This is a genomic window from Rhodococcus jostii RHA1 (assembly GCF_000014565.1).
Taxonomy (GTDB): Bacteria; Actinomycetota; Actinomycetes; order Mycobacteriales; family Mycobacteriaceae; genus Rhodococcus_F; species Rhodococcus_F jostii_A.
The window spans coordinates 4,620,171-4,633,126 of sequence record NC_008268.1 but is presented as its reverse complement, the minus strand read 5'-3'; the positions used below and the strand labels follow the sequence as shown (position 1 = coordinate 4,633,126).

14 protein-coding genes and 1 riboswitch are annotated in these 12,956 nt (G+C 68.7%); of the genes, 7 read left to right on the top strand and 7 right to left on the bottom strand.

Translation table 11 applies throughout. From position 1 onward, the window contains the following. Positions 1–2 precede the first annotated feature (2 nt). A complete protein-coding gene (locus RHA1_RS21390; RefSeq protein WP_011596813.1) occupies positions 3–713 on the bottom strand; it encodes a TetR/AcrR family transcriptional regulator in 711 nt (236 codons plus the stop codon). Between RHA1_RS21390 and RHA1_RS21385 the strand changes: the two genes are divergently transcribed. The 3 genes from RHA1_RS21385 to RHA1_RS21375 all read left to right on the top strand — a co-directional run bounded on the left by RHA1_RS21385 (position 706) and on the right by RHA1_RS21375 (position 2,994). Then, positions 706–1,797 carry an ABC-2 transporter permease gene (locus RHA1_RS21385; protein WP_011596812.1) on the top strand — a complete coding sequence of 364 codons (1,092 nt, stop codon included), beginning with the start codon at positions 706–708 and terminating at the stop codon, positions 1,795–1,797. The genes RHA1_RS21390 and RHA1_RS21385 overlap by 8 nt on opposite strands. A gap of 34 nt (positions 1,798–1,831) precedes the next feature. Then, the gene (locus tag RHA1_RS21380) at positions 1,832–2,305 is read left to right on the top strand and encodes a YbaK/EbsC family protein (RefSeq protein ID WP_005244991.1); all 474 of its coding nucleotides are present in this window, start codon (positions 1,832–1,834) and stop codon (positions 2,303–2,305) included. A 179-nt stretch (positions 2,306–2,484) separates the two neighbouring features. Further along, positions 2,485–2,994 carry a flavin reductase family protein gene (locus RHA1_RS21375; RefSeq protein WP_337460725.1) on the top strand — a complete coding sequence of 170 codons (510 nt, stop codon included), beginning with the start codon at positions 2,485–2,487 and terminating at the stop codon, positions 2,992–2,994. Between the two features lie 5 nt (positions 2,995–2,999). Here RHA1_RS21375 and RHA1_RS21370 read toward each other — a convergent pair whose 3' ends face one another. The 4 genes from RHA1_RS21370 to RHA1_RS21360 all read right to left on the bottom strand — a co-directional run bounded on the left by RHA1_RS21370 (position 3,000) and on the right by RHA1_RS21360 (position 6,561). Next, on the bottom strand, positions 3,000–3,626 hold the full coding sequence (locus tag RHA1_RS21370) for an LLM class oxidoreductase (protein WP_009477461.1): 627 nt from the start codon (positions 3,624–3,626) through the stop codon (positions 3,000–3,002). A 49-nt stretch (positions 3,627–3,675) separates the two neighbouring features. Then, a complete protein-coding gene (locus RHA1_RS53640; RefSeq protein WP_369325290.1) occupies positions 3,676–3,744 on the bottom strand; it encodes a putative leader peptide in 69 nt (22 codons plus the stop codon). 28 nt (positions 3,745–3,772) lie between these two features. Next, positions 3,773–5,068, bottom strand: a complete 1,296-nt coding sequence (locus tag RHA1_RS21365) for an aminotransferase class V-fold PLP-dependent enzyme (protein ID WP_011596811.1) — start codon at positions 5,066–5,068, stop codon at positions 3,773–3,775. A gap of 51 nt (positions 5,069–5,119) precedes the next feature. Further along, positions 5,120–5,234: riboswitch (SAM riboswitch) on the bottom strand. 79 nt (positions 5,235–5,313) lie between these two features. Then, on the bottom strand, positions 5,314–6,561 hold the full coding sequence (locus tag RHA1_RS21360; RefSeq protein WP_011596810.1) for an MCE family protein: 1,248 nt from the start codon (positions 6,559–6,561) through the stop codon (positions 5,314–5,316). Positions 6,562–6,857: 296 nt separating this feature from the next. Here RHA1_RS21360 and RHA1_RS21355 point away from each other — a divergent pair, with 296 nt between their 5' ends. From RHA1_RS21355 to RHA1_RS21340, 4 genes are read left to right on the top strand one after another with little or no spacing between them, the layout of a single operon-like run. Next, the gene (locus RHA1_RS21355; RefSeq protein WP_011596809.1) at positions 6,858–8,339 is read left to right on the top strand and encodes a purine-cytosine permease family protein; all 1,482 of its coding nucleotides are present in this window, start codon (positions 6,858–6,860) and stop codon (positions 8,337–8,339) included. A gap of 28 nt (positions 8,340–8,367) precedes the next feature. Continuing rightward, a complete protein-coding gene (locus RHA1_RS21350; protein WP_011596808.1) occupies positions 8,368–8,994 on the top strand; it encodes a TetR/AcrR family transcriptional regulator in 627 nt (208 codons plus the stop codon). Next, entirely contained in the window at positions 8,991–9,989 is a 999-nt protein-coding gene (locus RHA1_RS21345; protein ID WP_011596807.1) for a nitrilase-related carbon-nitrogen hydrolase, read from the top strand. The genes RHA1_RS21350 and RHA1_RS21345 overlap by 4 nt, the downstream gene beginning before the upstream one ends. Continuing rightward, positions 9,986–11,011 carry an agmatine deiminase family protein gene (locus tag RHA1_RS21340; protein ID WP_041811830.1) on the top strand — a complete coding sequence of 342 codons (1,026 nt, stop codon included), beginning with the start codon at positions 9,986–9,988 and terminating at the stop codon, positions 11,009–11,011. Before RHA1_RS21345 ends, RHA1_RS21340 begins: the two co-directional genes overlap by 4 nt. Here RHA1_RS21340 and RHA1_RS21335 read toward each other — a convergent pair. Both RHA1_RS21335 and RHA1_RS21330 read right to left on the bottom strand, forming a co-directional pair. Continuing rightward, positions 11,008–12,243, bottom strand: coding sequence for an RNA polymerase sigma factor (locus tag RHA1_RS21335; RefSeq protein WP_011596805.1), 1,236 nt, complete (start codon positions 12,241–12,243; stop codon positions 11,008–11,010). The genes RHA1_RS21340 and RHA1_RS21335 overlap by 4 nt on opposite strands. Continuing rightward, the gene (locus RHA1_RS21330; RefSeq protein ID WP_011596804.1) at positions 12,243–12,944 is read right to left on the bottom strand and encodes a YciI family protein; all 702 of its coding nucleotides are present in this window, start codon (positions 12,942–12,944) and stop codon (positions 12,243–12,245) included. Before RHA1_RS21330 ends, RHA1_RS21335 begins: the two co-directional genes overlap by 1 nt. Positions 12,945–12,956: the final 12 nt, after the last annotated feature.

Sequence of the window (12,956 nt, the reverse complement as noted above, 5' to 3'; positions counted from 1 at the left end):
GATCAGGTCAGCCCGGCCCTCGCGACGGCACCCGCGAACAGGGCGGTGACTGCGGCGCCCATCGTCGATTGATCCACTTCCTCGGGGTCTACGGAGTGCTCGAGCACGAGACCGGAGATGAGGGCCATCAGCGAGATGGCCGTGGTGCGGACGTCGAACGTGTCGTCGACCCCCCATTCCTGCGCGCGTTCACCGATCAGTTCGACGAGCTTTCCCCGCAGTTGCCGCCGCTCCCGCAGGTAGGCCTGCGCGATCTGCGGGTCACGTGCCGCGAGCACGCCGAATTCGAGAACCAGCAGCGACCATCCCGGCTCGCGCACCATCCACGACGCGATCGCCTCGCCGCCTTTGCCCGCGGCGTCCGAGGGGTTCATGCCGGCGATCTCGGCGAGGACCCGTCCCGCCAGTTCGAGTGAGCGCGCGGCGAAGAGTTCGGCGAACAGGTCCTGCTTCGACTCGAAGTTCGAGTAGACCGCCCCCTTGGTGAATCCGGCCCGGCGTGCCACCTCGGCGAGCCTGGCCGCGCTGAAGCCGCGCTCGGCGAATTCCTCCGCCGCGGCGTCGAGGAGGCGCTGACGCACGACGTCACGTCCGGGACGCGTCGTGGGCGCCCATTCGGTGTGACGACTGTCCGGTTGACGATCTTCAGTCACGATACCTAGGGTATTCAATACCCACGGTATCGACAAGGATCGAGGACGTCCGATGACCATGACCGACAGCCAACCCCCCACCCCGGCTCCCGTGCACCACGACAGTCCGGTGTCGAAGTACGGCGCACCCAAGGTGATGGTCGCGCTGGTCTTCGGCGTTCTCCTCCTCCAGCTCGGCTTCATCCTCAGCTACGTGGCCGCGTTCCATCAGCCCACGCCCCGCGACATCGAGATCGGTGTCGTCGCGGCGGAGGGACTGCCCGCAGGCACGGACCAGCAGGTCGCCGACCGGCTCGATGCGATCGACGGCAGGCCGCTGCGCGCCCGTGTCGTCTCGGACACCGCGGAAGCCCGGCGGCTCCTCCACGACCGCGAGATCCAGGGTGCGTTCGTCATGAACCCCGTCGGCCCCGACACCCTGATCACGGCGAGCGCGGGCGGCAGTTCCATCTCCAGCGCGCTCGAATCGGTCTTCGCCGAGGCGGAGAACAGCCAGGGTCGCCAGTTCACGGTCCGCGACGAAATTCCGGTCGGTGCGCACGACAACCGCGGACTGTCCGGCTTCTATCTGGCGGTCGGGTGGGTTGTCGGCGGCTACCTGCTCGCGGCGGCGATCGGCCTGTTCGTCGGCGCCCCGCGAAGCCTCCGTCAGGCGTCCGTGCACACGGCTGTCCTGTTCGGCTACGCCGCGCTGTCCGGCGCCCTCGGCGCCCTGATCACCACTCACGTGCTCGGCACGTTCGCAGGCCACTGGTTCCCGCTGTGGCTCCTCGGAACAGGTGTCGTCTTCGGCACCGCCGTGTTCACGCTGGGTTTGCGCGCCTCGGTCGGCATCCTCGCCGTCCCCCTCGCGATCGCCGTCTTCGTCATTCTCGGCAATCCCAGCGCCGGCGGTGCGTTCGGTTCGAACGTGATCCCCGCCTTCTACGCGGCCATCGGACGCTGGATCACCCCTGGCGCCGGCACCGAGGGAATTCGAAGCATCGTGTACTTCGACGACGTGGGGCTGGGGCAGCCCGCGCTCGCCCTCGTGCTCTACTCCGCGGTCGGGCTCGGACTGCTGTTCGGGTTCACCGCCCGGCGCCTCCGGAAGCCGGAATCGACTACGCCCCGTTCCGATGTCGTGTCGGACGACGCTTCTTGATGTCGTGCCGGAGGAATGGACCTACTCTTGGTTCATGCCGACGCCCCTGCACCCCCACGCCGCGCATGTCGCCGAGACTCTGATCGCGCGAGGACACCATGGGGTGATCGTGACCCAGCCCGACTCCACCCACTCCGCGGCCGAGGCGGCGGAGTCTCTGGGGGTCGATATCGGGGCCATCACCAAGTCGCTGGTCTTCCTCCTGGACGACGATCCGATCCTGCTCCTCGTGTCGGGTGCGCACGAGGTGGATCTGGCGAACACGGGCAAACGACTGCAGGGAAATCTGACCCGGGCGCCCCTCGACATGGTGCGGATCGCGACCGGACAGCCGATCGGGGGTATCGCTCCGCTCGGACATCCCACGAACCTTCCGACGTACGTCGACAACGCCCTGTCGGAGTACGCGGAACTGTGGGCGGCCGCCGGGCACCCGGACACGGTCTTCCGCACATCGTTCTCCGAGTTGGTGCGGATCACCGCGGGCCTGGCGATCGACGTCGACTGAATCCCGGGCGGTTCACGCCCCTATAGTTGACGTCAGATCTCGTGAACGAGAGTGACGTGAACGAGAATGACACAGTGCCCACACGGGCCGACCCGGAGAATGATTTGTCCGACAGAGCCGAGAACGCCGAAACCGTCGATGGTTCGGACCTCCCCCGCGACCCTCACCTCGCTCCCGGAATCGGCGCCGAGGATTACCGCGCAGCCCTGCGCCGTCACCCGGCGGGCGTCACCATCGTGACCCTCGATTCGGGGTCCGGCCCGGTCGGCTTCACCGCGTCCTCGTTCTCCTCGGTCTCGCTGGACCCACCGTTGGTGTCGTTCAACATCGCGAACACGTCGTCCAGTATCGATGCACTTCATTCCGCGGATTCGCTGGTGATCCACCTCCTCGGGGAGCACCAGCAGCACCTGGCTCAGCGATTCTCCCGAAGCGCCGACCAGCGGTTCGCCGACGAGTCGCTCTGGGCGCGACTCGACACCGGCGAACCGGTCCTCCACGGAACTCCCAGCTGGTTGCGGGTCATCGTGGACCAGCTGATCCCCGTCGGCGATCACACGCTCGTCATCGGCCTCGTCACCCGCGTCCATGCCGAGGCAGACGACGACTCCGCTTCGGCTCCCCTGCTGTATCACGAGGGCCGGTATTACCGGCCCACTCCTCTCGGTTCAGCGAACGACGGCAACTGACCTGGTCAGGATGCCAGTACCCGCTCGCGGAGCGGGAGGTCGAAGCGGCGCAGCGCTTCGTCGACGGCGTCGGCGGAGGTGACGAGACCTCGCTCCTCCAGCCACGGAAGGGTGCCGTCGACGAGCTGCTCCAGAACTCTGGGCAGCGACAGCGGCAGCACGGTCACACCGTCGGCGACGCCGGCCGCCTGGATGTCGGCGATGAGCCCGGCGAGGCCGACCGGAGTTCCGATGTACTGCAACGACACCGGAGCACGCGGCGCCTCCAGGGCGCTGTCGAGGAGGGCCAGCTCCTTGCGGGCGGCGCGGGCCTCTCCGGCGATGAGCACCTCGAGGTCCACCAGGACGGTGACGCTGTCGGGGTCGCGACCGTCGGCGACGAGTTCGGCGCGGATCCGCGCGCGTTCCTGCTGCGCCTCACGCAGATCGGAGGCCCGGATCCGGACGACGTTCGGCGGGAACGACGTGAGGTCGAGCTGATCCGTCGAGTCGGCGGTCAGGTCCACCCAGTAGTCCGCGCCGTTGATCGGCCGCGTGCCGGTGGCACCCTCGGCCGCCGGGTGGTGGCCGGAGCCGGTCAGTTCGACGGCGATGCGAAGGGGACGGGATACGAAGGCATTGTCTCGAGACATAGGGGTTCCTCGGGAATGACGTGTGAATGAAACAGAGCTGGAAGAACGGTCAGCTCGAACACATACCCGAGGCGGTTCGGCACAGATCGACATGCCGACGGCACCAGTGAGCAATCATTGTGCTCCCAGCCTGCGATGCCATGCCGTCATACTAGCGCGTCCCGCGAAAAACGCGTCTCCGGCACCGGATTCCACTGGCCGCTCTCCTTGGCGTAGGTCCAGCTCCGGCGGCCCGCCACCAGGGTGCGCACCGCGTCGACCAGCCGATCCACGTCCTCTGAGCAGCTTCCGAGACCCACACTCACCCGCACGGCGCCGTCGGGCCTGCCGAGGCGCCCCAGCAGCGGATGGGCGCAGAACCGCCCGTCGCGAACTCCGATTCCGTGTTCGGCGGAGAGGTAGGCGGCGATCTCTCCCGGCTCGAACCCGTCGATCGTGAACGTCACGATCCCCACGGTGTCGGGGGCGTCCGACCACAGCCGCAGGAATTCCAGGCCGTCGACGGAGCCGAGGCCGTCGAGGAGCCGGCCGGTGAGCGCGGCCTCGTGTGCGGCCACCGTGCCGAAGTCCAGCTCGGACAGTGCATCGCACGCGGCGGCGAGCGCCGCCGCGCCGAGCACGTTGGGGGTTCCCGCCTCGTGCCGGGCAGGGGCGGGCGCCCACTGGGTCGATTCGACGGTCACGTTCCGGACCGCCCCGCCGCCTGCGAGATAGGGCTCGGCGGCGTCCAGCCAGTCCCGGCGGCCCACCAGCACACCGGCACCGAAGGGGGCATACAGCTTGTGCCCGGAGAACGCGAGGTAGTCGACGCCCCACTCCTCGACGTCGATGCGCCGGTGCGGCGCGAGCTGAGCGGCGTCGACGAGAATCCGTGCGCCGCAACGATGCGCCACCTCGGCGAGGGCGGCGATCGGCAGAACCTCGCCGGTCACGTTGGATGCACCCGTCACCGCGAGCAGGGCGGTGGGCTTGGAGCACAGTTCGGCGACGAGCAGGCGGATAGTCTCCTCCAGCGCGTCCGCCGCCCTCACGACGCGAGAGTTCTTCCACGGCAGCAGGTTCGCGTGGTGCTCGATGTCGAGGACCACGGTGCTGCCGGGGACGCAGCCGGCGAGCAGATTCAGCGAGTCGGTCGTGTTCCGGGTGAAGACCACCACCTGGTCCTCACTCGCTCCGACGAATCGGGCGACCGAGTCGCGGGCCTTCTCGTAGCACTCGGTCGAGACCCGCGACGCGTAGCCGGCGCCGCGGTGCACGCTGGAGTACGTCGGGAGCAGTGCCCCGATCCGGTCGGTCACCTGCGCCAACGCCGGCGCACTGGCGGCGTAGTCGAAGTTGACGTAGGCACAGTCGCCTCCCTGAACGAGCGGAACCCGCAGGTCGGAGCCCGAAACCTGGGCTAGGGGGGCAACACACACGTCAGCGGTCAGTACAGCAGTCATCACGACATCCCTCGTAGTCAGGGACTCGTCGCAGGGTCGGTGCCCTCTCGGAGTCCGCGCTTGCCGGGTCCGGTATGGACCTCAGCCTGGTCGTCACCCGGAGCACCCCGCCGCGGTGGAGGGTTGCCGACCAGCTAGCCGGGGCTTGACGCTGGTACTCGTGACCTGTTTCGAAGATTGCAGGATCGACGCGCAGTTGTCAACCCGAAACCGGGAGGGCCGGGATCCGGGCCGCGGAACTCGCGTCAGTTGGGGGTCACCCCGAGGAGCGGGGCGAGCTGACTCGCAATCGGGTTGAGGTCCAGCTTGTTCGGGTCCTTCTTGGGCGTGGAGTCCCACGGCTGAACGGTGGCGGGGTCGCCGAACACGATCCGGTTCGCACTGCGGACGCCGGTGAGACTGCCCTGTGGGGCTTCGCAGGACGCGGCGGTGTTCTGCGGGAAGTCCTGCTGCGTGTCGTCGAAGTTCGGGTCGTTCCGCCTCATCTCCTGGAGGATCGCCTGGGTGCCCTCGTAGCCGACGGTGCACGACGGCGGATTGTTTGTCTCGGCCACCAGGCCCAGGTGCACGGTTCCGTCGTCGGGCGCAATGGTCGACGACGCCGCCGCCACCCCCGGCAGGTACACGAACAGGGTCTGCAGAGCCGTGGCCTGCACCGCGATCGTCTTCGCCGTGGCGGACAGGTTGGCGAGGTTCGTCGTGGCACCCGGTCCGGCCTCCGAGACGAGTTGTCCCACTTGATCGCTCGCCGGATTTCCGTTGTCGATCAGCCGCCGGACGTCCGGGTCGCTGCTGCGCAGCCGATCCGCGAGCGAGTCCAGGTCGGCACTGAAATCCTTGATCGCCGAGGACTGTTCGGACTGCGTGTCCAGCACGGTGCGACCGTTGCGCACCAGAGCCAACGTCCGGTCGAGCGATTCCGCGCCCGACGCCGACAGCCCCGACAACGAGTCCGCGAGCGACTGAAGGTCTTCGCCCTTGCCGTCGAACGCCGCGCCGAGTTCCGTCACGACGGTGTGGAGCGCGTCGATCGGCACGGATTCCGCCAATCCCTGTGTGCTGGCGAGCAATTCTTCGACGGGTACCGGCGTCGACGTGTCGGCGACGGCGATACGGGATCCGTCCGCGAGGAAGGGCTCGCGATCGGCGGCGGGCCGAAGGTCGACGTACTGCTCGCCGATCGCCGACCTGTTGGCCACGACGGCTTTCGCAGACGCGGGAATGTCGGGCGCGCTCGTGTCGATCCGCAGTTCGACGACGACGCCGTCCGGGGTCAGGGACAAGTCCCCGACGCGGCCGACCGGCACGCCGCGGTACGTGACTTCCGCATTGGTGAAGATGCCGCCCGACGTCTCCAATTCGAGGTTCACGGTGTATTCGCCGAACCCGAGGAGATTGCCCAGGCGCACGTAGTTGGCACCCACGTAGACGAGGCCCATGAGGGCCACGAGAACGAAGCCGATCAGCTGCCACCGGACGAGCGGCGACCTCACCGTCCACCCTCGATGTCGCGTCGACCGAACGTCGTCCCCACTTCGGGGAGCCGGCACCGGTTCGCGAGACGATTGGTGATGGTGGCGACAGGCACAGGCACTCCGATGACAGAGGGATACATGAGACGAGAGGTAACACATATATCTAGTCCGGTCGCCGTAGCAGCGCAAACTCCGCACCGCCCTCGGTGGCACACGTCACTCCCGGGCCTTGACTGAATTTTCAGTTTGGAATACGTTCATTTCCCAACAGGACGTGATGACTGTCACCTCCGCCCCAGAATGTGAGGTCCGCAGTGTCCACGAATCTCGATCCGACGACGCCCGTCGACGACACCGCTCCCTCCCCGCCGGAGGACCGCTTCGGACACGTCGAGACGATCGGCGTGGAGTACATCCCCGAATCGGAACGCGATTCGCGACCGCTCAACATGCTCGCCGTGTTCTTCGGCGGCAATCTGGCGTTCTCGGTGATCGTGTTCGGCTGGCTCCCCATCACGTTCGGACTCGGCTTCGGCAGTGCGGTCGCGGCCAGCGCGGTCGGCATCGGACTCGGCACGCTCCTCATAGCTCCCCTGTCACTCCTCGGCCCGCGCACCGGCACGAACAACACCGTGTCGAGTGGTGCGCACTTCGGAGTGAGCGGACGGATGATCGGCTCGGGGCTCACCCTGCTCTTCGCCCTCGCGTACGCCGCGATCGCGGTCTGGACCTCGGGTGACGCGCTGATCGCCGCCGCCCACCGCCTGCTCGGCACACCGGTCGACAACGGCATGCTCGCCCTCGGCTACGGCATCATCGCCGCCGAGATCGTGGCCGTCGCGCTGTTCGGCCACGGCACGGTGGTCGCGCTCCAGAAGTTCGTGCTGCCCGTCGTCGCCGCGCTGCTCCTGCTCGGTGTGTTCGCGTTCGGGGGTCGCTTCGACGGCGGAGCGGGCAGCGGCGACTATCTCCTCGGCGGGTTCTGGCCCACCTGGATTCTGGCCGTGGTCCTCGCCGTCGGCGGTCCGCTGTCGTACGCCCCGACGCTCGGCGACTACAGCAGGCGGATCTCCCGGGTGCGGTTCAGCGACCGTGCGATCGTCGCGGCCACCATGGCAGGCATCTTCTTCGGGCTGTTCCTGACCGCGGCCTTCGGATCGTTCACCGCGTCGACGTTCACCACGCTGAGCGACTCCTACGTTGCCGACCTGGTGGCCGAGGCGCCCGGTTGGTACGTGCTGCCGATCGTCCTCGTCGCCCTCGCAGGAGGACTCGGCCAGGGCGTCCTCAACGTCTACGCCAGCGGCCTCGACCTGGAAGCGCTGATCCCCCGGTTGCGCCGCGTCCACACCACGCTGATCACGTCGGCGCTCGCGGTGGCCCTGCTCTACATCGGCGTGTTCGTCGTCGACGCCGTCGATTCGATCACCGCAATGACCTTGGTGCTCAACGGTTTCGCCGCGCCGTGGGTCGCGATCAACGTCGCCGGCTTCCTGGTTGCGCGGCGAGGGCAGTACGACGCGGTCGACCTCCAGGTCTTCAACCTGGGCCGCAAGGGTGGACGCTACTGGTTCACCCGGGGCTGGAACCTGCGCGCCGTCATCCCGTGGGCGGCCGGATCCGTGTTCGGCGTCCTCGCCGTCGACACGTCGCTGTACTCCGGGCCCCTTGCCGACATCGCGCACGGTGTCGATGTCAGTCTTGTCGGATCGTCGGCCATCGCCGTGGCCGGCTACCTCGTCGCGCTGCGACTGTGGCCCGAACACGTGGCCCCGGTCGAGGCGCCGAGGCCCTAGGACGGCACGAACCGAAGGAGATTCACCGATGAGCGAGCGACGCGATGCGATTCTGAAGGCCAGCGCGACGGCCATTGCCCAACGAGGTATCCGCGGGCTTCGCGTCAACGATGTCGCGGAGGTCGCGGGTGTGTCGCCGGGACTGCTGTACTACCACTTCAAGGATCGCATCGGCCTCCTCGAGGCCGCCCTGAACTACATCAACGACCGTGCCCGCGCGTACCGCAGCGAGGGTGAGGGATCCGGCGACTCCGCTCGCGACCGCCTCACCCGCTCCCTCCTCGGGGAGATCCAGGACCGTCCCGAGGTCGTGGAGAACTCGTTGGCCTGGAACGAGTTACGCGCCTCCGCCGTGTACGAGGAGGCGCTGCGGGATCCCCTCGCGCGGACCACCGCGGCGTGGGTGTCGGAGATCGCCGACGCGATCGTGCAGGCGCAGGCCACCGGCGAGATCTCCCGCTCGCTCGACCCCCAGCCCACCGCGGTCACGATGACCGCCCTCGTCGAGGGCCTGTCCGGGCGGTGGCTCTGCAAGGAGATCTCCACCGAGGACGCCCGCTCCCATCTGCTCGGCGCGATCGACGTCGTGATGTCCGAGCCCACCCACCACACTGCCGACACTCCCGTCACACCCACACCGAAGGAATATCGATGACCATTCGCACGATCACCGCACTGCCCGCACCGTCCTCACCGGCGCGCTTCACCGAATCCGCCCGCACACCGCTGCGGGCCGGGCTGGTGCAGCACCGCTGGCGACCGGACGCGAACGCACTGCGCACCGCGTTGACCGACGCGATCGGCGAGGCCGCCGCACTCGGCGCCGCGGTGGTGTTCCTGCCGGAACTCACGTTGTCGAAGTACCCCGCCGACACCCGCGCGACCGGGACCCCCGGCCGCGACGCCGAGGACCTCACGACCGGCCCCACGTACAGTTTCGCGGCCGCCGCCGCTGCCCGGCACGGGGTCTGCGTCCACGCTTCCCTCTACGAACGAGCCGACGGCCCGGACGGTCTCGGCTTCAACACGGCCATCCTCGTCGCCCCGTCCGGTGAACTGCTCTCCCGGACCCGCAAGCTGCACATCCCCGTCAGCGCCGGCTATTACGAGGACACCTACTTCCGCGGCGGTCCCGCCGACGACGCCTACCCCGTCCACCGCCCGGCCGAACTGGACGGTGCGGCCATCGGTTTGCCGACGTGCTGGGACGAGTGGTTCCCCGAAGTCGCGCGGATGTATTCGCTCGGCGGCGCCGAGATCCTCGTCTACCCCACCGCGATCGGGTCGGAGCCGAGCGTCCCGTCCTTCGACACCCAGCCGATCTGGCAGCACGTGATCGTCGGAAACGGCATCACCAGCGGCACATTCATGGTGGTCCCGAACCGCTGCGGCAACGAGGGCGGCATCGACTTCTACGGTTCCTCGTTCATCTCCGACCCGTACGGCCGCGTGCTCGTGTCGGCTCCCCGCGACGAGGAGGCGGTCCTGGTGGCCGATCTCGACCTCGATCAGCGGAAGGACTGGCTCGATCTCTTCCCGTTCCTGACCACCCGCAGGCCGGACACGTACACCCGGCTGACGGATCCCGTGGACCACGCGCACCCCTACGGACTTCCGACGACGGTATCGGCCGCGGAGGCCCGGTCGTGACCTGGCGGATGCCCAGTGAGACCGAACCGCAGGAACGGGTGTGGATGGCGTTCCCGCCCCTCGGGGCCTCGATGACCGCGACCGAGGACGACGCGCACGAGGCGCGGACCGCGTGGACGGCCGTCGCCCACGCGATCGTCGAATTCGAACCGGTCACGATGGTGGTCGATCCGGCGGACCGGGACGTCGCCCGGCAGTACCTGTCCGCGGACGTCGACGTGGTCGAGGCTCCCCTCGACGACGCCTGGATGCGCGACATCGGGCCCACGTTCGTCCTCGACGAGGACGACCGCCTCGGTGCCGTCGACTGGACGTTCAACGGCTGGGGGCAACAGGAGTGGGCCACCTGGGATCGCGACCGGTCGATCGGCGGGGCCGTCACCCGGTGGTCCGGTGCGCAGCCGGTCCCGTCGTCGATGGTCAACGAGGGCGGCGGGATCCAGGTCGACGGTCGCGGAACCGTGCTCGTCACCGAGACCGTGCAACTCGACCCCCTGCGCAACCCCGGCCTGGACGCGGCGGGAGTCGAGGCGGAACTCGCGCGCACGATCGGCGCCGAGCACGTGGTCTGGCTCCCCCGCGGCCTCACGCGGGATTCCGAGAAGTTCGGCACCAAGGGGCACGTCGACATCGTCGCGGCGCTGCCCGCACCCGGGGTGGCCCTCGTGCACTCCCAGCGCGACCGATCCCACCCCGACCACGAGGTGTCCGCCGAGATCCTGAAAGTACTGTCCGACAGCCGTGACCGTTCCGGTGCACCGTGGCGGATCGTCGAGGTACCTGCCCCGACTGTCCTGCGTGACGAGGAGGGCTGGGTCGACTACAGCTACATCAATCATCTCGTCGTCAACGGCGGCGTCATTGCGTGCGGCTTCGACGACCCTCACGATGTCCTCGCCCGCGACATCCTGTCGAGCGTCTACCCCGGTCGCCGTGTCGTCACGGTCGATGCCCGGCAGATCTTCGCGCGGGGCGGCGGCATCCACTGCATCACCCAGCACCAGCCTCGCGGGCGGATCTAGCGGGCACTGTTCTCGCTGTCCACTTCCGCGAGCCGCCTCGCCAGGAATCGCCGGGTCGGTTCGTTCGCCGCCAGACCGATCGCGGCGCGGTACTCCGCGCTCGCCTCGGCGGGCCTGCCCGCTCGGCGCAGCAGGTCGGCGCGGGTCGCGTGCACGGTGTGCGTCCGCGCCAGCCTCGGCTCCCCGGCGAGTGCGTCCAACTCGGCGAGGCCGGCGTCGGGGCCGTCCCGGAAGCTCACTGCGACAGCGCGATTGAGCCGAGCGGCGGGCGAGTCACCGTACGTGCCGAGTTCGTCGTAACCGGCGACGACGGCGTTCCAGTCGGTGGCCGCCCAGTCCGGCGCCGTCGCGTGGGCGGCCGCGATCGTGGCCTGCGCGCTGTACGGACCGCCTCCCCTGCGCCGTGCGGCCCGCAGGCACACGACGCCTTCCTCGATCTTCGCCCGGTCCCAGCGCCGCCGGTCCTGCTCCTCGAGGGGGATGAGATCGCCCACGCCGTCCGTTCGCTGAGCGCGTCTGCTGTCGTGAAACAGCATGAGCGCCATCAGCGCCCACGCCTCACCCTCGTCCGGCATCAGCTCGCACAGCAACCGGCCGAGCCGCAGCGCCTCCTCGCAGAGTTCGTCGCGGATCGCCGTGTCGCCCGACGTGGCCGAATAGCCCTCGGTGAACACCAGATAGATGCACGCGAGTACCTGCGGGGTCCGCTCGGGCAGCAGATGGTCGGGCGGGACCCGGAACGGGATACCGGCGGTCCGGATCTTCGACTTCGCGCGGCTGAGCCGTTGGGACACGGTCGGTTCCGGGGCAAGGAACAACCGGGCGATCTCCGCCGGCCTCAGCCCGGCCACCAGGCGGAGAGTCAACGCGACCTGCGACTCCGGGGACAGCGCGGGATGGCAGCACGTGAACATGAGCCGCAACTGGTCGTCACGCACCGGCCACACCTCTTCCTCGTCCGGAGGTGGAACGAGCCGCGCCGCATCGTGCTCCTTGTCGCCGCGCAACGATTCCCGTCGCAACCGGTCCAGTGCCCGGTTGCGGGCGACGGTCGTGATCCAGGCTCCCGGGTTCTCGGGCAGTCCCGCCTCCGGCCAGCTGCGGATCGCCTCGGCGAACGCCTCCTGCACCGCATCTTCCGCGAGGGACAGGTCGCCGACCATCCGTGCCACGGTCGCCAGCGCCCGACCGGACTCCTCCCGGAAGACGCGGCTCAGTGTGTCGCCGTCCATTACTCGGCGTAGGCGACGATCTGCCGGAGCTCGATGCAGCCCTTCGGCGTCACCGGGATCTTCGCCGACAACGCGATCGCACTCTCCCGGTCCTCGGCTGCGAGCACGTACAGGCCGTTCGCGACCTCGGCTGTCTCGGCGAAGGGCCCGTCGGTGAGAAGGAGTTCCCCGTCGCGAACGCGGATCGTCGTCGCGGAGTCCGGCGGATAGAGGGCCCCGCCGCCACGCACCGCGGACCCGGCGAGGCGACCGAACTTCTCGTGCTCGGCCATTCCCTCGTCCCACTGGGGTGTGCCCGGCGCCACCGCCGCCGCCTCCGGTTCGCGGAGCAGCGCCATCCAGCAGCCTGTCTGATCGGTCACGGGCATCCACTCGAACATCGGCCACAACTCGATGATCGCCTCGGGGATGTGCCGCGCCACATTCAGCACCTCGTCCAGGTTCGGTCCCTCGAGGACGTAGAAACCACCGATCACCTCCGCGGTCTCCGCGAACGGACCGTCCGTGATCAGCGCGCGGCCGCCGTCGTTCCGGATGGTCGCCGCCTCCGCGCTCGGATACAAGGCACCACCTCCGACGATCGCGGAGCCCGCTCTCTCCGTGAACGCCTGGTGGCGCGCAACGGCCACCGCGAACTCCGGACTGTCCGGTGGCCATTCGGTGGCGTTCTTCTCGTCCGCCAGCAATGCCAGGTAGTACATGAGGTCATCCTT